Genomic DNA, 18789 nt, shown 5'->3' on the forward strand with positions numbered 1-18789 from the left:
TTGTGCATGCGTATCTCTGAATCTATTCGAATCATGGCGCCGATCGAAATCACGTATTCAGCTTTCGAGGATCTCGAACGGTGGCCGACCGTGCTACCCGACACGTTGCGGGTGGAGGTGCTGTACGACGACAGGTACAACCAGGAGTTCACCATGACAGTGGCGCGACCGAGTGGCCCCGAGACTGTCCGCGGCGTCCGGTACTGCAGGCGGCCGTTCGAACTCGAAATCTTTCACATAACGCCGCCACCCTTCGTGAAACGTATGAGCGGACGGTGGACGTTCAGCGACACGGGGGATTTCACCACCGTGTCGGCGGACCGCGAGTTCGAAATCTGCGATGACGCGAAGGGGCCGGATGGCGTATTCCTCGATGCGGAGCAGTTCGCGGTAAAGCTGGCGGAAAATTTGCGCACAAATCTCGCGCTGTTCCGCGATGCGATCGAGCAATATGTCGCCGACTGAGCGGACGGGGGTCGCAGACCATGTCGTTGCCGCAATTATGATCCCGGCGGCTCGACCGGAAGTCGCTACCCTGTTCTGGGATATCAAGGCGTGGCAGTACGTGTGGGATCATATTAGTCGGGTGGATGTGAGTTATGCAGACCCGGAACATCAGGAGTTCACGATGTCGGTAGAGCGTGACGGATGTGTCGAAAATGTGCGGACCGCCCGTTACCGGACCGCGGATGGTGACATCGAATTTTTCAGTCCGGTGCCTCCCTCGAAGATGGACTGTCACCGCGGGTCCTGGAGATTCAATGACGCGGACCATGGCTGTATGGTGACCGCTCGACGCGATTATGTCCTGACCAGATCGGAAAGCGAGAGTGCGTCGAATTACACGTTGCGTCGGGCCGTGTACAGAGACGAATTCACGCTGAGGCTGAACGCAATCTTGGAATCATTCCTACATCACTTTTGCATCGATGAGAACGGGGTCACCTTATGACCGAGTGCATCGGAGAGGTGCGAATATGTTGTAGCCCAGCTGCGCTGAGGTCCTACCTCGGGGATGTCAGGAATCTTCCGGCGTGGACGCACTTTTTTCGCTCAGTCGGGCCGGCTGATGGCAACGGCAGATACTCGGCTGAGTCAGCGGTGGGGTCCATCTCTACCTGGATCGAGTCCAGGCAGGAGGGAACTGCGACTTGCTTGCGGATTTGCTCGATGATCCACGGACGTGTCGAATATGCCGAACTTACCTTCGTTCCCGATCCGGCGGGGCAGTTGGTCAGGTTCGTCGTGACGCTTCCGGACGGAGTGAGCCCTGACCAGGTCGAAAAGCAGCGTAGCCGTCAGCGGTCGGAGCTGGGGGAACTTCGTCGAATCCTGGAGGGGTACGACCCATGGGATCTTCCTGACTCGGTGCTGACGAGAGAAGATTTGTCAGCACTCGTATCCTCGGCCGTGAGTTCCTTGCCCGACTTCGAGGGAATTACAAGGTTTCCACGGGATCTGATACAGAATCTGGCTGAGGCCGGCCTCATCGAACGTCGTTGGCGGCAACGGTCCGCCGGTATCGCGGGCGATGTGGAGTTCGGGATATTGCTCAGTGATGAGCTCGCGAGACAGGTTCCAGCCGGCGCGTGCATCGGATACTCGTTGCACACTGAAACCGTTCTGTCACTCCTGCATCGGTTCGGCGACAACGAATTCCTTACACAGCTACGCGCGGAGGCGATGGCCGGCCGGAAGATCGGTTGTATAGCCGCCAGCGAGTTTACCGGGGGCAGTGACTTGTCAGCCATCAAGACTCTCGCGACGCAGGTCGATGACGGGTGGGTGATCAGCGGACGAAAGAAGTTCGTTTCGTTGGGAGCCGTGGCAGATTTCGCAATCACTTTGTGCCAGATCGCCGAACCGTTGGGTGAACCGACCGGCCGGACAGCGCTCATCGTTGTTCCGCTGGACGAGACGGTCGTGGTCGCCGAACACGACAAGTTGGGAACGCACTGCCTGGATACGGTGGCAATCGAATTCGATCATGTCCTCGTACCTGACGATGCCTTCCTCGGCAGGAAAGGTTTGGGCGTACTCAGCCTGAACTATGGACTGACATTTGAGCGACTCGCGATCGCATCGCAGGTGACCCGTGGATGTGAACTTGCGCTAAGCATGGCAGTAGAGCACGCAGAACGACGACGGCAATTCGGCAAAGCGCTCAGAGATCATCAGTACTTGAGGTTTCGTATGGCAGAGCAATTGGCAGAGATTTATACACTGAAATCCGCGGTGTCCGATTTGGCACGAGAGGTCGCCCACAGCCCGATGAACCGCGGGCTGATGTCCAGAATAGCCGGGGTCAAACTAGTGGCTGCACGGGCCGGGGAGCGCCTGATCAGTGAGTCGATGCAGGTTTTCGGAGGTGCGGGCTATCTGCTGTCGGAGACGCCACTCGGCCAGTTCTGGAATGACGTGCGAGTGGCTCGGATCGGCGCTGGAACCGATGAGATGATGCTGAGCATTGTCTCGGAAATGCTCGCAGGTGAGACGGAACTGTACGACCGACTGGTGCGGATCTCGTGAACGGCGCGGCAATGGCAGTTCCGAACGGGTCGCGTCGCGTGATGAACACTCGTCGACACTGCATCGTCGCGGGGCTCAGTGGTCAGGTCGGCCAGGGACTGCTGGAGGCGGTCACGGGATTCGGCGAGCAGAGTGCGGTCGTGTCAGCAATCGTCCGGCGACGACGCCGGTCCAACCTCGATTCCCCGAACGTTGTGGTAGATCAGCACATAGGGGACGTCACACTTCCTTTCTGGGGCTTGGATGTCGACGCCGAGCAAAGTAATGACGTGGATGTCGTGGTCAATCTGGCCGGTATCGTCGATTGGACGGCATCGCAGGCGGAGATGAATCGGGTCAATTACCTCGGCGCGGTCAACGGTCTGCGCCTTGCTGAGGCTCTGAGCGAGAAACACGGGCGAACCGTCCCTTATGTGTACGCCAGCACGACATATGTAGCGGGCACATCGAGCGGGCTGATCGCGGAGTCGCTACATCCGGCGGATCCTGATCGCTCGGTGTATGAGTTAAGCAAGTGGTATGCTGAGCAAACACTAATCAGTGAAGCGAGGAGTACGGGCCATCCCGTTCTCGTCGCACGAATCGGCGGCGTCATCGGGAGCTCTATAACCGATGAAACAGTTCGAAAATCATCCCTCTACCAATTGGTCGCTTCATTGCGGCAGGCAGAGTGGCGTTATCTACCTGTGCGCTCCGGGGGGCGCGTGGATATTCTGCCGAGGAATATTATCGGTGAAGGTCTACTACGACTGATCTCGGCTGGAGCGGAACGGAACTTCGAGCCCTGGCGAGGCGGCCGACTGGTCCACCTCTGCGCAGGTGATCGGGCGCCCACGCTGGAGGCGCTGTTCTCTGTGCTGAAGGCGATGGATTGCGACCAGGTCTATTCGGTGCCCAAGCTAATTGCGGTGAACGATGGCACGCTGCGGCTTGCGGAGAACATCGTACTGAAATACATGCGCTGGGACCGGGAGAAGGGGAACCGACTCTTCGGTCTTCGCTACGTATCGATCGATCGCATCTTCGAGACGACAAATCTGACCGAATTGACCGACGGGTGGTACCCGGAGATGAGCCTGGACGACATCGTACGGATCACATTCGGTCTTGGTAGAGCAAGGAAGACGACCGTTCCCGGTACTGACTACCCGTTTGGGAGATTGTTGTGAAGGTCGCGGTCGTTGGAGCCACTGGGTATCTGGGGCGATCCGTTGTCGAGAGTCTACGGAGCGATGGCTGCGAGGTGATCTCGCTGAGCAGGCATCCCGAGGCGGACGGAGCTTATGGGGCGCTCGAGGCAGATGTGACCATGCCGAATCTCGGCCTCGGTCCATCGTCGATGGACGCTCTGCGGGGCACAGACGCAATCATCTCGTGCTTTGGATCTGTGTCGATGGAGACGAATCCCGAGTCGACCGTCGGGCTTCACGTTCATGGGACAGAACATGTCTTTGATCTCGCAGCCCGACTGGGGACGGTCGAACGCGTCGTTCATGTGTCGTCGGTGTTGGCGCTCGGGCGAGCGGAAGGGGAACTCGGGAATCGTGAGTTGTCACGAGACCAAAGTTTTCGTAACTGGTATGAGTACGCGAAGTACCGCAGCGAACTCATCGCGAGGAACGAGCGTAGAGTGCCGGTCAATATTCTTCGGCTCGGGACACTTCTCGGGCCGTCCCGGCCAGATATCATCCCGCTGAGCGGTGGGCCGACGGCCTTGCTCGCACATGTGTTGCGAGGGCTCCCGCTAGCATTGGTCGACCGGGGACGCTTTCCGATCTATGCGTCGGATGTAGCGATTGCGGCCCGGGCGATAAATATGATGATGAAACGCGGAGAGTACGGTATCACGGCAACCTATTTCGATCCGGAATTGCCGGATCTGTGTTACGTTCTGGAACAGCTCAGTCGTCCGTGGGGGATATTTCCGCGTCTGGTGGACGCTAGGGTTCCGACGTGGCTGCAGCGCATCGCAGCGCGGCGACTTGGCGTTTATGAAGAACTCTCTGAGTATTCGCGGCCGTTGATGACTTTCGGGCGTGATATCCTCACCCACCTCGGCGATCTGGCATTGGAGAGTCGGCCCGACTATATTTTTGAGACCGGGCGAGTGCTGCGTGATGGTGGGGTTTCTTTCGAGACGGGGGGATTGGCGCGATGACCGCTTATCGTCCGTACTGCAGGGTGGATACCTTTCCGCATCAAAAGCTGCAGATATATTCGGCCGGAAATTTCGGAGAAATTGCCCCGGAGCGGCTCTCGCCGCTATCCTGGTCGCTCATCGGATCGCCGATGGAGCGCGGCACTCGACGATTCGTGGATCGGATATTGAACAATCCAGTGTGGTCGAAGGGGGCAGACTATGTCTTCACCGGCTACTTCTACTGTCGGCCATACCACAACCTGACTGCGTACTGTCTTATCGCAGACGGCGTGAACCTCATCGGACCGCAGGACGTAACCGATGCGTATTTCGAGGGTATACCGCCGCCCCCGTCTCCGATCGGTGCGCGTCGGAGTTCGATTGCTCGGAATCTTTCGACGGTGAAGATGGCCAACGAACTGGTCACACTCCGGCCGCGCGTCATCGAGTTGGAACAACAGGTTTTTCAGTTCGAGAGACTCGTCCGTTCGGTAATCCGGCTCGGCCAGGACTGGCGTCTTGGAGAGCTGGCGTCGGAAGGTAGTCGGCTCCTGGAGCGCGCATGGTATCTACACATCGTTGGCACGTCGGGATCCATCGTTGCGGAAGTCGCTCAGAACCGGGTGATCGAACGGCTCGATCCGAAGAGCCTGAGCTTGGTTAACTGGTTCAAGGAGCCGGCGGAGCTTCCCTGGACCGGATTGATCGGGCTGACTTCGATCGGGGATGGGCCGGCGGAATTCCTCGATTACGGATTCTACGAAATAATGGACTCTGTCGAGCCGTGGTCTGACTTCGTTATTCAACCTGTCGGTCGCAGCGACTCCCGCTCCGGACGAGGTTCCCACATCACCCCACGGCAGGCGTTGGTCGACATGAATACGGGTATACGCGGCAAGATCATCGACAGCAGCGTGCTTTTCCTCGGCGACGTCATGTCGTTGCGAGAGCGCAGCAAGTCGCTGGCGATGCGACTGCTACACGCCTACCGGCTATTTGTCCCGCATATTGCGAGGATGCGTGACCTTGATCCTCTGAGGCTTCCGTATGTGTCCATCGAGGAACTGCGGGGTGATCTGCCGGATGCCGCAGAGATCGACGCGCGTCGTGTCTCGTGTTTCAATAGTATCGATTTCGAAGCTCCGGATTATCTAGACTTTTCGTCGGATCTGGACGCGCAGATACAGCCGAAACGTACCGCTCGCGGCGTTTCCGGCGGTATGCACACCGGGACAGTAATTGGCCTCGAAGACATTTCGGTAGCGGCAGGGTCCGTTTTGGTGTGTGAGAGCGCGGACGCGAACATCATGCCACTGTTGCCTTTTCTGGGTGCTGTGGTGACCGCACGCGGCAGCCAGTATTCCCATGTCGCGATTATCTGTCGCGAGATGGGTATACCAGCGGTTGTTTCACACCCGATTGCGAGGGAAATAGTCGTGGGGCAAAAGGTGCAGGTGAATGGTAGTACGGCGGAGGTAAAAATTGTCGAGTGATATCAATGCCGGCGTCGTCGATGACCCGGCAGCAGTCGTGCGATTACTGGAGGACTGGATCGCCGAGCATCGTCCGCGTATTGATCTGAAGTTGGAAGATTCGATACGTGACGATCTCAATGTCGATTCTTTGACCCTGATGGAAGCAATGTCGCGAGTCGAGGACAGCTTGGAGATACAACTGATCGACAACCCGCGGATACAAGATGTTGTCACCATTGCTGATCTTGTCGAACTGATCCAGTTGGAATGTCGAGGGAAGAATGCTTGACAGTGTAGGTCCTTCACATGCAGTCCGATTGTCGTCGGAGGACGAAGGATGAGTTTGATCGACTGGATGGGCGATGACGATGACGGGACAATGCACTTTTATTCCCAAGGTAAGTGGGGTGACGCGAGCTTCGACGAGCTGGCACGCTCCGTCAGCGGTGCGGCAGAGCTACTAACTGACGCAGGTGTCACGCGAGGCGATCGGGTAGCGCTGGTACTTCCGACCGGGTTCGACTTCTTCAACTACTTCTTCGGTGCAATTGCCATTGGTGCCGTCCCGACGGCCCTTCCGTCCCCCGGGATCGGTGGCAGGCAATTCTGCGGTAGTCATGTGGTGCCGATGCTGCGGACTCTCGCCCCACGGTTGGTGGTCGCGACGGCAGGGACCCTGGACCTGCTCGACGAATCGATCCGCTCGCTCGGTCTGATCCCGCTGGCCTCCGAAACACCTGTACCTGAAAGCGGATTTGCGGGTGCGTTCGCGCCGAACACAGGCTCGGAAACCGCTGTTATCCAATTTACGTCCGGGTCGACGTCGGCGCCTCGTGGAGTCGTGTTGACCGCCGATGCCGTGCAGCGCTACATGACCATCGTGAAGTCGATATTCCATCGTGGCGGGCGCGTGGGCTACAGCTTCGGTTCCTGGTTGCCGATGCATCACGACATGGGGCTGATCGGCATGTTCATGTTCGCGGCATGTTTCCGGACCGATGGATGGTTCATGCCGCCGGAAGTGTTCGTGCGCCGCCCGCTCGAATGGCTGAGCCTCTTTTCCGAGAAGGGAGTTAATCACTCGGCCATCCCCAACTTTGCGGTCGAACGTGTTATTCAGGTTCTGAAGCCGGAAATGCTTGCAGGATACGACTTCTCGAATTGGCGCACCTTGATTATCGGGTCGGACCGGATCAATTTCCACGCTATGCGCCAGTTCTACGAGATGTTGGCACCGTACGGATTCGGGTGCAACGTGCTCAAGCCGGGATACGGGATGGCTGAGACGACGCTCGGGGTGACTACCGCTCGTCTGGACAGTGTCTTGAATGCGATTGCCATCGATGATGAGCCGTCGGGGTCTGGACAGCCGGTGCGGATTCGCGGCGAGTATTCACTGACTGACCCGCTACCTAATTCGGACATTTCGGGTGACTCCCTGTATGTAGTCTCCTGTGGCGCCGACCTACCCGAAATGCGTTCTCGGATCGTGGATGCCGCAGGTTCCGTGCTCCCTGATCGTTGTGTGGGCGAGATCGTGGTGCAGAGTCCGGCCCTGTTCGCCGGCTACCTGGGAAAGCCCGCTACCGAGTCGATGTCGTATGCCACCGGCGACCTCGGTCTGAAGTGGAAGGGTGAGCTCTATGTTCTGGGCCGGGTCGGCAACTCAGTGAAGGTGAACGGTGGATTCGTCACTGCTGAAGATATCGAGGTGTTGGTAGCCACCAGGGTCGGTCTCACCCAGGCGAAGGTCACCGTAGTGCTCCGAGATCTCAGCGGCTTCGGCAGGCCGATGACGCTGCTGGTGATCCAACAGAAGGTTCACGAGTCCGCAGTCCCGGCCATCTGCGAGGCGCTGATCAAGAACGGCCTGTCAGCCGACCACGCGGCAGTAGTCGTTGTCGCACCCCGGGCGATCGCGAGGACCACCAGCGGGAAACCGAAACGCGCCGAGATCTGGAGCGGGTTGGCGAGCGGCAGGACGAAGGGCAGATTCCTGTTCATCGGCGAACGGTCGGTCTTCCATGCCGAGCAGGAGGTGCTGCAGGCGTGACAGTACATCGGTTCTGGCCGGAGCCTGATCGCACACATGGCTCGAAGGGATATTTCCTGGAGTTCCTTCGGGCCGCCGGATATCCGGTTCCGGCCTTTCGTGTCCTCGATCGAGACGGAGTCGCTGCAGTCGAGGACCTCCGTACACGAGTTACCGAGTTCGCGACCGCCATTGCCACCGAAGCTGCTGGGCAACAGGGTATTCCGTCTGATTCTGTGTCTTTCGCGGTCCGTTCGAGCGGTCAGCGGAGTATGCCCGGGATGATGGATACGGTTTTGTGCGTCGGCCTGACGGAGACGAATCTTTCGGCGCTCGAAGCGCGCCTTGGCAGTACTCAGGCGGCCTTCGACGCGCTCATCAAGGCAACCAGAGACTTTTGCGTCCTGGTCGGAGGAGTCGACCCATTGCTGGTGCACGCGGCTTCGGCTTCGTCAGAAGACGGGCCCAGCCAGGTCGCGAGCATGCGGGCACTATTCGAGACATCGACGGGCATCGTGTTTCCGCTCGATCCAGCCGAGCAGTTGGCGATGGCAGTAGAGGCTGTGGTGGCTTCCTGGGGCAGCGTGCGAGCGCGCTCTTATCGAGATCGTCACGCCATCCCGGATGCTGCGGGCCCGTGCGTGGTCATTCAGGCCATGATCCATGGCACGGCGCAGTTGACGTCGGGCAGCGGTGTTGTCTTCAGTCATGACCCGCTGACCGGTGAGCGGCGAATGACCGGCGAGTATGTTGAGCGATCGACAGGCGAGGGAATCGTGTCAGGCACCGTGACGCCGCTCGATGTGTCGACCCTCCAGGCCGCGGATGTGGCGGTGTTCGCCGAGTTGGAGCATCTGGTCGAGAGGCTGCATCAGAACCTGACCCGCATGGTCGAGATCGAGTTCGTTGTGGAACGGAACGTTTTGTGGCTCGTTCAAGTTCGACCGGCGGTAGGGGATGCTCAGGTCACCAACGCCATCGCGATCGACAGCTGGCGGTCCGGAATGATCGAAACGGATGAGATGTTTCGTCGGCTGTCGGCTGACGCACTTTTCAGTAGTACCTCGGCACGGACGTATAGGGGCGGGGGGCGGCTACTCGGGACCGGGATTCCCGCGTCCAATGGTGTCGCGAGCGGCATCGTCGTAGTGGATATGGCCGAGGCGGCGGTATGCGTGGGTGAGGACATCGTCCTACTTCGCGAAACCACGGAGCCGCGTGATTTCCCGGCCATGGTTTCCTCGGTCGCACTCGTCACCCTGACAGGTGGAGCGTCGTCGCATGCGGCGGTGGTGGCGCGCGAACTGGGTATCCCAGCCGTGGTCGGCGTCACTTTCAACGACCTGCAGTGGTTGGAATCTGCGACCGGAGCTCGCGTGACAGTGTTCGGAACCACCGGCGAGGTGTGGCTCGGCGATATCGAGACCGAGGTCGCCGGGACCGACGACTTCCCGCATGCCATCCTCGACGGCGCGCATACCCGTACAGCGATCGTCGGATCGTTGAGGGAGATCGAAGCACGGGGCGCGGAGATCCTGCGAACGAACGACCTTGCGCTGGGAATCTCGGCCGGTCCAGAAATCGTTGTGGCGACGACCGACACCGATCTCGCCGAGCAGCGGACGGCCGTTGGCGGCCGGGTGGCATTCCTCTGTTCCGAAGGCCCGCCTATGCAGCGATGGCGTGCGGTTCTACCCGCCCACCCGACCGAGTACGTCGTGCCGGCAGATGAGGTACAGGTCCCGTATATCCGGGTTCGCCTCCTCGTCGAAGCCGCCCATCGAGAGGATTACCTGTGACCGCGCCACACTCCATCACCGACCTGCGATTGCTGCGCTTCGTGAGTGTTCTCGGCATGATCCCGTTGGCAGATGTCGCGGAGTTCGTCGACATCGAGGATTTCGATCCGGCGGCGCTGTTCGACGCTGGTGGCGAGTGCTTCGCCGTGCAGTCATTACTGGGGCAGGACGTGTTGGTACTGACGCCGACCGGCCGTGCGGCTGCGACAACAGCACTGACCGACTTCCTTGCCGGGGCGACCGGGGTAGTTCGCGACCGAATCCCTGAGTTGCTGACAGAATTCGAAATTGTCGACCCTGCTTGTAAAATCGCTGTCAGCGAGTTCCAGCGCGCGCGATCGGCAGTGAGCGCGCAGGCCGTTCTGGATTTTCATCTCGGCGTCGCGGGTCTTTTGCGCGGAATAGTAGAAATCTGGCCACTGTGGCAGCACTACCAAAGGATGTTTGATTACGCAGTTCGGATGATCACCGAGGGCAACCACGACTACGTGGCGTCGCCGCGGTGTCGCAGCTACCACACACTCTGGCATGCGATTCATTTCGAGCTACGTACGGTCTCGGCAGAGCTGCAAGGAATTGGTTCATGAACATGGACCGGATGACAAGGATTATCGGCAGATGAAAACGAGTCCCATGAGTGCTAAGACGACGGAGAAACTAGTCGCGTACGTACGGTTGTCCAAGGTCTCCGCTTATCAACATTTCTATCTGTGGATTCTGGTATCCATGGTGTTGTGGTGCGAGGGGCACCTCGATTCCTCTGAGACCCGGATCGCGTTGGTTTGTTTCATTGTCGCGTCGATCTTCAGTGTCGCCAGCTCCGCCGCCGCTGACGATGTTGTCGGCTTCCGGGACGGCAGTGATGCCGCGAATTACTCAGGTGAATACCTTTCGCGCGATGTCAGAACCAAACCCTTGCTGTTGGGGATGCTCACCGAACCTCAGGCGGTCACTTTCGCCACCACGGCCTGGTTTCTAGGCCTGATGACCGGATTCGTCGGCATCGGCACACTTGGCTGGCGTGTGCCGGTGGCAGGCATCATCCTCTTCGTGGCGGTCCAGATGATTCTGGTCCAGTACAACTGGGGCGTCCGGATCAGTGCCAGGCCGTTCGGCTGTGAGGCTGTGATGTTCGTGGGGCAGGTGTCCGCAACGCTGCTGCCGTACTGGGCTATCACCGGTCGTGTAACCGCGCTCGTGGTGTATCTGACGCTGCTGCAGGGTATCTGGTTGATGACGATTCCTGCCGTTTCCAACGCGGGTGACGTCGACGGCGATCGTGCCGCCGGCCGAAACACCACGGCGGTGGTTGCCGGCCCCGAAGGGGTACGGGCCGAACTGCTGAGCGTGTGCGTTGTCAGCGCCGGATTACTTGTCATGCTGTGCCGCGAGGCCGGTTTTCGCTGGTCGATGGTACTCGTATTTCTGCCTTTTCTGGCGGTGCAAGGGTTGCTGTTGTGGTCCGGCGTGGTGCAACAGAATTGGGCTGTGGCGAGGAAGGCCGGGTTCGCATCCTACGGGGTGGGGACGTTGACACTGCTGGTCTTCGTTCTTGGGTACTCGTTCGGTTGGGGTTGGGCCGCGTGAAGCTCAATTCAACTCTCCGGCAGTACTCGGTGAGCCGACGTGTTGTCGTCACCGGGCTCGGTGTCCGCGCACCTGGCGGAAGCGGCCAGACGGAGTTCTGGAGCCTGCTGTCCGCCGGGCGTACAGCGACCCGCCGAATTTCCTTCTTCGATCCCGCGCCGTACAGGTCTCAGGTAGCCGGCGAGGTGGACTTCGACGCGGCTGCAGAAGGTCTGTCGCCGAAAGAGATACGACGAATGGACCGCGCTGCGCAGTTCGCTGTCGTTTGCGCACGAGAAGCTGTCGCCGACAGCGGTCTGGACTTCGGGGCGCTCGACCCACACCGAGTGGGAGTAAGTCTAGGAAGCGCGGTAGCTGCTGCCACCAGCCTGGAGCAGGAGTACCTGGTGCTCTCGGACTCGGGTCGTCACTGGATCGTCGACGAAGCCTGTCTGTCACCGCACATGTTCGACTACATGGTTCCCAGCGTGATGGCCGCGGAAGTTGCCTGGACCGTCGGTGCCGAGGGGCCTGTTGCGATGATTTCCAACGGGTGTACCTCCGGCCTGGATTCCGTCGGGCACGCTGTGCAGCTGATCCGGGAGGGGTCCGCTGATGTCATGCTCGCGGGTGCGTCGGATAGCCCTATTACCCCCATCGTAGTGGCCTGCTTCGACGCGATCAAAGCGACTACCTCGTTCAACGACGATCCCGGGCGGGCCTCCCGGCCGTTCGACAACTCACGCAACGGGTTTGTCCTCGCCGAGGGCGCGGCGATGTTCGTGCTCGAGTCCTACGATTCCGCCCTTGCCAGAGGTGCATCGATCTATGCCGAAATCTCCGGCTACGCGAACAGATGCAACGCATATCACATGACGGGGCTCAAAGCCGATGGCCGCGAGATGGCCGAGGCGATCCGAACGGCGCTGGACGAGTCAAGAATCGACCCGACAGCAGTGGATTACGTCAATGCGCACGGCTCGGGCACCCGGCAGAACGATAGGCACGAAACCGCTGCCGTTAAACGCAGTCTTGGGCAGCATGCCTACGAGACACCGATGAGTTCGATCAAGTCGATGGTTGGACACTCACTCGGCGCGATCGGATCCGTTGAAATCGCAGCATCGTTACTGGCTCTCCGACATCAGGTGGTGCCGCCGACCGCGAACCTCCATGCGCCCGATCCTGAGTGCGATCTGGACTATGTACCGCTGGTCGCGCGCGATCGTCGGATAGCCACCGTACTCACCGTGGGCAGTGGGTTCGGCGGATTCCAGAGCGCCATGGTGCTGCGAAGTCCGATCGGCGGGGTGGCATGACACTGGTCACTGGATTCGGTGTGATCGCACCGAACGGAACTGGGGCGGAGCGCTTCTGGGAAGCCGCCGTCGAAGGCAGGGGAGCGATCGCACCGCTCACCCGGTTCGACGTGAGTGGCTCTGCGGCGCAGTTGGCAGGCGAGGTAGCCGACTTCGACGCGGCTGAACATTTACCGAGCAGACTGTTGCCGCAGACCGATGTATCGACGCGGATGGCGTTGGTGGCCGCGGAGTGGGCGATCGACGATGCCAAGGTCGACACCTCCGCGGCAGATGATTACCAGATGGCGGTGGTCACCGGAAACGCCTGCGGTGGTTTCGAATTTACGCACCGTGAGTTCGAGAAGCTGTGGTCGCGCGGCCCCGAGCACGTCAGCGTGTACGAATCATTCGCCTGGTTCTACGCGGTGAATACCGGTCAAATATCCATCCGATACGGCATGCGTGGACCGAGCAGTGCGCTAGTTGCCGAGCAGGCGGGTGGACTGGACGCGATCGGGCACGCCTGCCGCACGGTGCGAGGCGGGACCTCGTTGGTCGTCACCGGCGGGGTCGACTCAGCTTTCGACCCGTGGGGCTGGGCCGCGCAGGTTTCCAGCGGGGAAGTCAGTACCGCAACCGATCCATTGCGGGCCTACCTCCCCTTCGACGTTCGCGCCGCTGGCTACGTGCCCGGCGAAGGCGGCGCCATGCTGGTCGTCGAGTCCGCAGAGAGCGCCCGCGCCCGCGGAATTTTGAAGGCCTACGGCGAAATTGCCGGCTACGCCAGCACTTTCGATCCGCCACCGGGTTCTGATCGCCCTTCCGGTCTGCGTCGTGCGGCAGATCTTGCTCTTGCCGCCGCGGGCCTGCGGCCGGGCGACATCGATGTCGTCCTCGCCGACGCTGCGGGCGTCCCCCAGCGTGACGGTGACGAGGCAGCAGCGATCGTAGCGCTGTTCGGTGAGAACGGCGTGCCCGTCACTTCGACGAAACCGCTGACCGGGCGCCTGCTTTCGGGGGCAGGGCCACTCGACATCGTGACCGCCCTGCTATCCATGCGGGATGCGGTGATCCCGCCGATCGCAAATATCACCGAGCCGTCCGGAGAACATCAGATCGACCTCGTCCTCGGAACAGCGCGATCTGCGCCCGTCGGTGCTGCGCTCGTCCTCGCCCGGGGTCGCTGGGGTTTCAATTCAGCGGTCGTAGTGCGAGCTATTCCCGATTAGAAACATCGAGCTTAGGGAAGTTGATATTAATATGAACATTGAAGAATTGCGCAAGATCCTCGTTGAATGCGCGGGCGAGGGTGACCTGATGGAGCTGAGCGGCGATATCGGCAACGTTGAGTTTGAGTATTTGGGTTATGATTCGCTCGCCGTCATCGAGACCGCTTCGCGAATTCAGCGCGAGTTCGGTATCGTGATCGCCGAGGAGTATTTGCTGGATGTCAGGACGCCCCAAGAATTGATCGACATAGTGAATTCCCAGCTTGGATGAAGCTGAATGGCCGGCCAGTCGAAAGTCTTGCCCAGGAGATTGATGGAACCTTATTCGATCTGCTTACAGAATCGAGAGGCTATGAAGGGAGCGCCCGTCGGATCGATTATTTCGATTCGACCGGGCGTCACCTCATGTTTGAACGAGAACTACGTCAGTCTTGTATCAGCTGGCCAGCCATATGGGAACGTCATAGTCAGCTGTATGGCCGAGGCATGGATCGTCGACCAGGATTGCCTGATGAAGTCGCCGCAGGAAAATCGACGGCTCGATCCCCATCTCGAGAACCAGCATCTGTCGGAGGCGTTGAAAGGCTTCCAGAGCGCGTCGGGCAGAACCGGATCGATACAATGCAAGCATGAATTGTCCACAGAACTTCTCGTCTCCTGGCTGGTCTGCGACGATTTGGCTCAATTCGTGCAGAAGGCTGCTGTGTCGTCCCAGCCTGAGTTCGGAGTCGATCCGACATTCGAGGACGTAGCGTCGCTTCTCTTCCAGTCCGACTATTTCTACATCGAGAACCGGGCCCGTTCGGATATCAACAAAAGCAGGTCCGCGCCATAGGTGCAGTGCTCTGGAGAAAAGTGCGGACGCGCCTTCATAGTTCTTTTCCTCGCGCATCGCGAAGGCGCGCGCCGTGAGGGTGTGGAAGCTGTCATGATCGGAAGCCCCCACATTTGGGGACAGCTTGTAGCCGCCGACATCAGTAACCAAGTAGTGTTTGGCGGAGATCTCTGATGAATCCGAGCTCGCCGCCGTTATGTGAGAGCGCAGATGGAGAATATATGTCTGCAATGTGGTTGCAGCGCTACGCGGCGGTCTTTCATTCCATAGTTCGGTTATCAGTGTTGAAACAGGAACGACTTGACCGCATCGAATGGCTAGCAAAGCCAGTACCTGACGTGGTTTATTGGCGCTTGGCACGATTGAATGGCCGTTAATAGAAATTTCGAGCGGCCCCAACAACTGTATGCCCATTAGTACTCCCCCTCCAAGTGGATCGACCACAATCTAACACGACTGCGAGTCGGGGTGCAGTTTCTGCGTATGCTAGGGGAGCATCGATCGGGCAGAGGGTCTGTCGGGGTCGTGCCGCTGCCGAGGTTCCCGCAGGAGCACCTGGCTCCTGCGGGAATCAGCGTTACTTCGCGTAGTCGTAGAACCCGCGTCCGGTCTTGCGGCCCAGTCGGCCCGCGTCCACCATCCGGCGCAGCAGCGCGGGCGGGGCGAGGTGCGGCTCGGCGAACTCCGCGTAGAGCGACTCCGACGCCGCGAGGGCGATGTCGAGGCCGACGGTGTCGAGCAGCGTCAGCGGGCCCATCGGGTAGCCGCAGCCGCCCTTCATCGCCGCGTCGATGTCCTCGGCGGTGGCGTAGCCCGACTCGAGCATCCGGATCGCCGAACACAGGTAGGGGATGAGCAGCGCGTTGACGATGAACCCGGAGCGGTCACCGGCCTGCACAGCCATCTTGCCGAGGGTGTTCTTCACGTAGTCGGTGACGGCCACGGCCGCTTCCGGCGCGGTTACCAGGGTCGAGATGATCTCGACCAGCGGCATCACCGGCACGGGGTTGAAGAAGTGCACGCCCACGACCCGCTCGGGCCGCTCGGTCGCCCCGGCCACCTTGATCACGGGGATCGAGGAGGTGTTGGTGGCGAGGATGCCCTCGGGCTTGACGATCTTGTCCAGCTTGCCGAAGATCTCGTACTTGAGCGCCTCGATCTCCGGCGCCGCCTCGATCACCAGGTCACGATCGGCGAACTCGTCCATGTCCAGGGTGACGCGCACCCGCGCGAGCACCGCGTCGGCCTCGTCCTGGGTGATCTTGCCCTTGGTCACGGCACGGCCGATCGAGGTGGCGATCCGGTTCTGTGCCGCCTCGGCGAACTCCGGCTTCGTCTCGAGCACGAGCACCGAGCTGCCCGCCTTGGCGCACACCTCCGCGATCCCCGCGCCCATCGTGCCGCCTCCGATTACACCGATCAACTCCACTGGAGAACTCCCAACATCGCATTGCCCTGGCTGTCCCGGGGATTATTTCACCCGGGCTGGCACTCAGTGCCACAGGCTGGCGAGAACGTGAGTTATCGCACCGGCTGGACGCGACCTTGACCAGGGAATTCGTCAGGCGAGCCGGCTCACTTACGGGCCGGGTACACAGCGTCGACTTCGACTTCGACCAGCCACCCCGCCACCGGCAGACTCGCCACTTCCAGGGCGAAGCGGCTCGGTCGTGCCGCGTTGCGGACCAGGGGTGCGGCCGGGGCGGCGCTGCCGAGGGGGACCAGCTCGGTGTCGCCGGTGGTGAGGTTCGTATTGGCGAAGAACTGCCGGTAGGCGCGGTTCCAGCCGGCGTAGTCGGCACGGTCGGTGCCGGGGGCGTTGTCGAGGAACACGCGCATGGTGATGACGTCGTCCAGGGTCAGGCCCTGAGCTTCGAGGTTCTCCCGGATTCTGGCCAGCACCGACATGCCCTGTGCCTCGGTGACGGTGACACCGGCCGGCAGCTTCGCGTCCGCGAACTGCTGGGTGTCGATGAAGGATTCGGGGCTGCCGGTGGGGGCGGCCTTGTTGGTGGCGGTGGGGCCGAGGCCGCTGGTCTTGTAGACGGTGGCGTCGGCAGCGATCGTCACGCCTTGGGCGATCATCGGATTCGCCTGTCCCGCTTCGAGAACCGAGGTACTCGGCGCAGCGGACGGCTTCGACTCGGCCGGGTCGGCCGAGCAGGAGGTGAGGGTCAGCGCCGCGAGGGCCGTCACGGCCAGGGTGATCGTCGTCTTCATGGTCGATACTCCTTGTCGGGGTGAGAGATTCAGGCGGCGACGCGAGCGTGCAGGGCGGTCACCACGTCGCGGGCGGAGGTGAAGGCGCCGTGCTGCCAGGCGATCGCGTTGGACAGGTGGTCCCCGGCGAAGTAGATGCGCTCCACGGGGGCAAGGAGCTTCGCGTATTCGGGGGTGGCCTCGCCGCCGTGGGAGCTGCTGCCCGACCACCCGACCCACGCGCCCTCGGAGTACTCGGTCCGCCGCCAGCTGCCGGAGAACGACGAGGCGATGTCGGCGCGGTACTTGTCGCCGTGAATCGCCGCGCCCTCGTCGACAGCCTTCGCCAGACGTTGCCGGTGGGTGAGCGATTCGAAGGCCTGATGACGTTTGCCGGTGTTGTAGTAGCCGACCACCACGCCACGGTCACCGTTGTAGTGGTCGTAGGGGAACATGATCTGCGCGATGTCCTTGTCGGTATTGCTCGCGCCGCCGTAGATCCGGTCGTCGAGCTCCCACCAGCGGCGCGAGTACTCGATGCCGAGCTTGCCCGAGGACACCGGGATCGCCGCTTTCAGCGCGGTGAGCACGTCGGCGGGCAGGTTGTTGGCCAGTCGGCCGACGAGATGAGGCGGCAGCGTGCAGATGCAGTAGTCGGCGTCGAGGGACTTGCGCGCGCCGTCCTGGGTGTATTCGATCCGCACACCCTCGGGGGTGTTCTTCATCGCCGACACCTCGGCGCCGAAATGGAGGCGCTGCGTGCCGATCTCGCGCTGGAAGGCGGCGTAGATGCGGTCCATGCCACCGACCGGGGTCATCATCATCATGGCCTGGTCGTAGCCGAATTCGAAACTGAAGTTGCGGCCGAGACCGCTGCGGATCGTGTCGGACATCGGGAACGGCTTCGGCTGTTCGCCGAAGTTCAGACCCGCGCCGGGTTCGGCGGTGTAGCCGCGCCGCGTCGAGCCGAGATAGCGGCCGTCACTGGAGAGGTCGCCGAAATCGCGCAGGAACGACGACAGCGCTTCCTTGTCGGCGCCGGAGAGCACGTCGTCGAGTGCGCCCCGCGTCGCGGCCTTCTGCAGCAGCTCGGACATGTAGCCGTACATGTCGGCCTTGGCGGCGCGGTACTGCACCGACTGCCCGGAGATCGAGGTGCCGCTCTGATAGTTGACCAAGGTGGACGCGTTCTGATTGCCGAACGGCTGGATCTCGACACCGAGTTCGCGACAGTAGTCGAGGGTGATGTGGCCCTGCGGAATTCGCGTGGCGCCCAGATTGAAGTAGTGCCCGTCGGCGAAGGTACAGCTCTGGGTTTCGCCGTTGAGATCGGTTTCGGTGGTGCCGTTGCGCACCGACCACACCCGCCCGCCCGCTCGCTTCCTGGCTTCGAGCACGGTCACGTCGTATCCGGCCTTGCCCAGTTCGTAGGCCGCGCACAACCCCGCGGGGCCGCCGCCGAGGATCGCCACTTTCGCGCCACCGTCGCTCTTACCGATGAGGTCGCCCATGGCGGGCGAGCGGAACGACACCTGCGCCGTGGCGGGCGCGAGGCCGAGGGTCGACATCGCGCCGTAGGCGAGGCCGGCCCCGCCGGTGATGCCGAGACTCTGCATGAATGATCTTCTGGTGACTGCCATGGGTAGCTCCGTCCGCCGCGATATCCGTTCTGCGACAGCGTCCG

General features: G+C 61.0%; 17 protein-coding genes. 13 read left to right on the forward strand and 4 right to left on the reverse strand.

Annotated features, from left to right (window positions below; genetic code table 11):
- Positions 1–6: 6 nt before the first annotated feature.
- From ACWF99_RS32500 to ACWF99_RS32560, 13 genes are all read left to right on the forward strand, one after another.
- Positions 7–465 (forward strand): SRPBCC family protein, encoded by a 459-nt coding sequence (locus tag ACWF99_RS32500; protein ID WP_452538254.1) that lies wholly within the window; start codon positions 7–9, stop codon positions 463–465.
- Positions 466–1170: 705 nt separating this feature from the next.
- Positions 1171–2529 (forward strand): acyl-CoA dehydrogenase family protein, encoded by a 1359-nt coding sequence (locus ACWF99_RS32505; protein ID WP_452538255.1) that lies wholly within the window; start codon positions 1171–1173, stop codon positions 2527–2529.
- 11 nt (positions 2530–2540) lie between these two features.
- Positions 2541–3698 carry an SDR family oxidoreductase gene (locus tag ACWF99_RS32510; RefSeq protein ID WP_452538256.1) on the forward strand — a complete coding sequence of 386 codons (1158 nt, stop codon included), beginning with the start codon at positions 2541–2543 and terminating at the stop codon, positions 3696–3698.
- On the forward strand, positions 3695–4687 hold the full coding sequence (locus ACWF99_RS32515) for an NAD-dependent epimerase/dehydratase family protein (RefSeq protein ID WP_452538257.1): 993 nt from the start codon (positions 3695–3697) through the stop codon (positions 4685–4687). The genes ACWF99_RS32510 and ACWF99_RS32515 overlap by 4 nt, the downstream gene beginning before the upstream one ends.
- Positions 4684–6162, forward strand: coding sequence for a PEP-utilizing enzyme (locus ACWF99_RS32520; RefSeq protein ID WP_452538258.1), 1479 nt, complete (start codon positions 4684–4686; stop codon positions 6160–6162). Before ACWF99_RS32515 ends, ACWF99_RS32520 begins: the two co-directional genes overlap by 4 nt.
- Positions 6152–6433, forward strand: a complete 282-nt coding sequence (locus tag ACWF99_RS32525; protein ID WP_452538259.1) for an acyl carrier protein — start codon at positions 6152–6154, stop codon at positions 6431–6433. The genes ACWF99_RS32520 and ACWF99_RS32525 overlap by 11 nt, the downstream gene beginning before the upstream one ends.
- A gap of 48 nt (positions 6434–6481) precedes the next feature.
- Positions 6482–8197: an AMP-binding protein gene (locus ACWF99_RS32530; protein ID WP_452538260.1), complete on the forward strand. Its 1716-nt coding sequence runs from the start codon at positions 6482–6484 to the stop codon at positions 8195–8197.
- A complete protein-coding gene (locus ACWF99_RS32535) occupies positions 8194–9975 on the forward strand; it encodes a PEP/pyruvate-binding domain-containing protein (RefSeq protein WP_452538261.1) in 1782 nt (593 codons plus the stop codon). The genes ACWF99_RS32530 and ACWF99_RS32535 overlap by 4 nt, the downstream gene beginning before the upstream one ends.
- A complete protein-coding gene (locus ACWF99_RS32540; protein WP_452538262.1) occupies positions 9972–10562 on the forward strand; it encodes a hypothetical protein in 591 nt (196 codons plus the stop codon). Before ACWF99_RS32535 ends, ACWF99_RS32540 begins: the two co-directional genes overlap by 4 nt.
- 46 nt (positions 10563–10608) lie before the next feature.
- A complete protein-coding gene (locus tag ACWF99_RS32545) occupies positions 10609–11562 on the forward strand; it encodes a UbiA family prenyltransferase (protein ID WP_452538263.1) in 954 nt (317 codons plus the stop codon).
- The gene (locus ACWF99_RS32550) at positions 11559–12860 is read left to right on the forward strand and encodes a beta-ketoacyl-[acyl-carrier-protein] synthase family protein (protein WP_387447240.1); all 1302 of its coding nucleotides are present in this window, start codon (positions 11559–11561) and stop codon (positions 12858–12860) included. The genes ACWF99_RS32545 and ACWF99_RS32550 overlap by 4 nt, the downstream gene beginning before the upstream one ends.
- The gene (locus tag ACWF99_RS32555) at positions 12857–14071 is read left to right on the forward strand and encodes a ketosynthase chain-length factor (RefSeq protein WP_452538264.1); all 1215 of its coding nucleotides are present in this window, start codon (positions 12857–12859) and stop codon (positions 14069–14071) included. The genes ACWF99_RS32550 and ACWF99_RS32555 overlap by 4 nt, the downstream gene beginning before the upstream one ends.
- Before the next feature lie 31 nt (positions 14072–14102).
- Positions 14103–14342 carry an acyl carrier protein gene (locus tag ACWF99_RS32560; RefSeq protein ID WP_452538265.1) on the forward strand — a complete coding sequence of 80 codons (240 nt, stop codon included), beginning with the start codon at positions 14103–14105 and terminating at the stop codon, positions 14340–14342.
- A gap of 165 nt (positions 14343–14507) precedes the next feature.
- On the opposite strand, the gene ACWF99_RS32565 is transcribed toward ACWF99_RS32560, so the two are convergent.
- The 4 genes from ACWF99_RS32565 to ACWF99_RS32580 all read right to left on the reverse strand — a co-directional run bounded on the left by ACWF99_RS32565 (position 14508) and on the right by ACWF99_RS32580 (position 18721).
- The gene (locus ACWF99_RS32565; protein ID WP_452538266.1) at positions 14508–15320 is read right to left on the reverse strand and encodes an AfsR/SARP family transcriptional regulator; all 813 of its coding nucleotides are present in this window, start codon (positions 15318–15320) and stop codon (positions 14508–14510) included.
- A gap of 163 nt (positions 15321–15483) precedes the next feature.
- The gene (locus ACWF99_RS32570; RefSeq protein ID WP_452538267.1) at positions 15484–16335 is read right to left on the reverse strand and encodes a 3-hydroxybutyryl-CoA dehydrogenase; all 852 of its coding nucleotides are present in this window, start codon (positions 16333–16335) and stop codon (positions 15484–15486) included.
- A gap of 146 nt (positions 16336–16481) precedes the next feature.
- Positions 16482–17126, reverse strand: coding sequence for a Rid family hydrolase (locus ACWF99_RS32575; RefSeq protein WP_378651542.1), 645 nt, complete (start codon positions 17124–17126; stop codon positions 16482–16484).
- A gap of 29 nt (positions 17127–17155) precedes the next feature.
- The gene (locus ACWF99_RS32580) at positions 17156–18721 is read right to left on the reverse strand and encodes a flavin monoamine oxidase family protein (protein ID WP_452538279.1); all 1566 of its coding nucleotides are present in this window, start codon (positions 18719–18721) and stop codon (positions 17156–17158) included.
- Positions 18722–18789: the final 68 nt, after the last annotated feature.

The sequence above is a fragment of the Nocardia sp. NPDC055002 genome, from assembly GCF_053608825.1.

What these genes read in the sequence shown, in the direction of transcription:
- ACWF99_RS32520 (WP_452538258.1), top strand. Translation starts at nt 4,684, where the DNA reads ATGACCGCTTATCGTCCGTACTGCAGGGTGGATACCTTTCCGCATCAA.
- ACWF99_RS32530 (WP_452538260.1), top strand. Translation starts at nt 6,482, where the DNA reads ATGAGTTTGATCGACTGGATGGGCGATGACGATGACGGGACAATGCAC.
- ACWF99_RS32555 (WP_452538264.1), top strand. Translation starts at nt 12,857, where the DNA reads ATGACACTGGTCACTGGATTCGGTGTGATCGCACCGAACGGAACTGGG.
- ACWF99_RS32500 (WP_452538254.1), top strand. Translation starts at nt 7, where the DNA reads ATGCGTATCTCTGAATCTATTCGAATCATGGCGCCGATCGAAATCACG.
- ACWF99_RS32560 (WP_452538265.1), top strand. Translation starts at nt 14,103, where the DNA reads ATGAACATTGAAGAATTGCGCAAGATCCTCGTTGAATGCGCGGGCGAG.
- ACWF99_RS32580 (WP_452538279.1), bottom strand. Translation starts at nt 18,721, where the DNA reads ATGCAGAGTCTCGGCATCACCGGCGGGGCCGGCCTCGCCTACGGCGCG.
- ACWF99_RS32510 (WP_452538256.1), top strand. Translation starts at nt 2,541, where the DNA reads ATGGCAGTTCCGAACGGGTCGCGTCGCGTGATGAACACTCGTCGACAC.
- ACWF99_RS32575 (WP_378651542.1), bottom strand. Translation starts at nt 17,126, where the DNA reads ATGAAGACGACGATCACCCTGGCCGTGACGGCCCTCGCGGCGCTGACC.
- ACWF99_RS32565 (WP_452538266.1), bottom strand. Translation starts at nt 15,320, where the DNA reads ATGGGCATACAGTTGTTGGGGCCGCTCGAAATTTCTATTAACGGCCAT.
- ACWF99_RS32505 (WP_452538255.1), top strand. Translation starts at nt 1,171, where the DNA reads ATGATCCACGGACGTGTCGAATATGCCGAACTTACCTTCGTTCCCGAT.
- ACWF99_RS32545 (WP_452538263.1), top strand. Translation starts at nt 10,609, where the DNA reads ATGAGTGCTAAGACGACGGAGAAACTAGTCGCGTACGTACGGTTGTCC.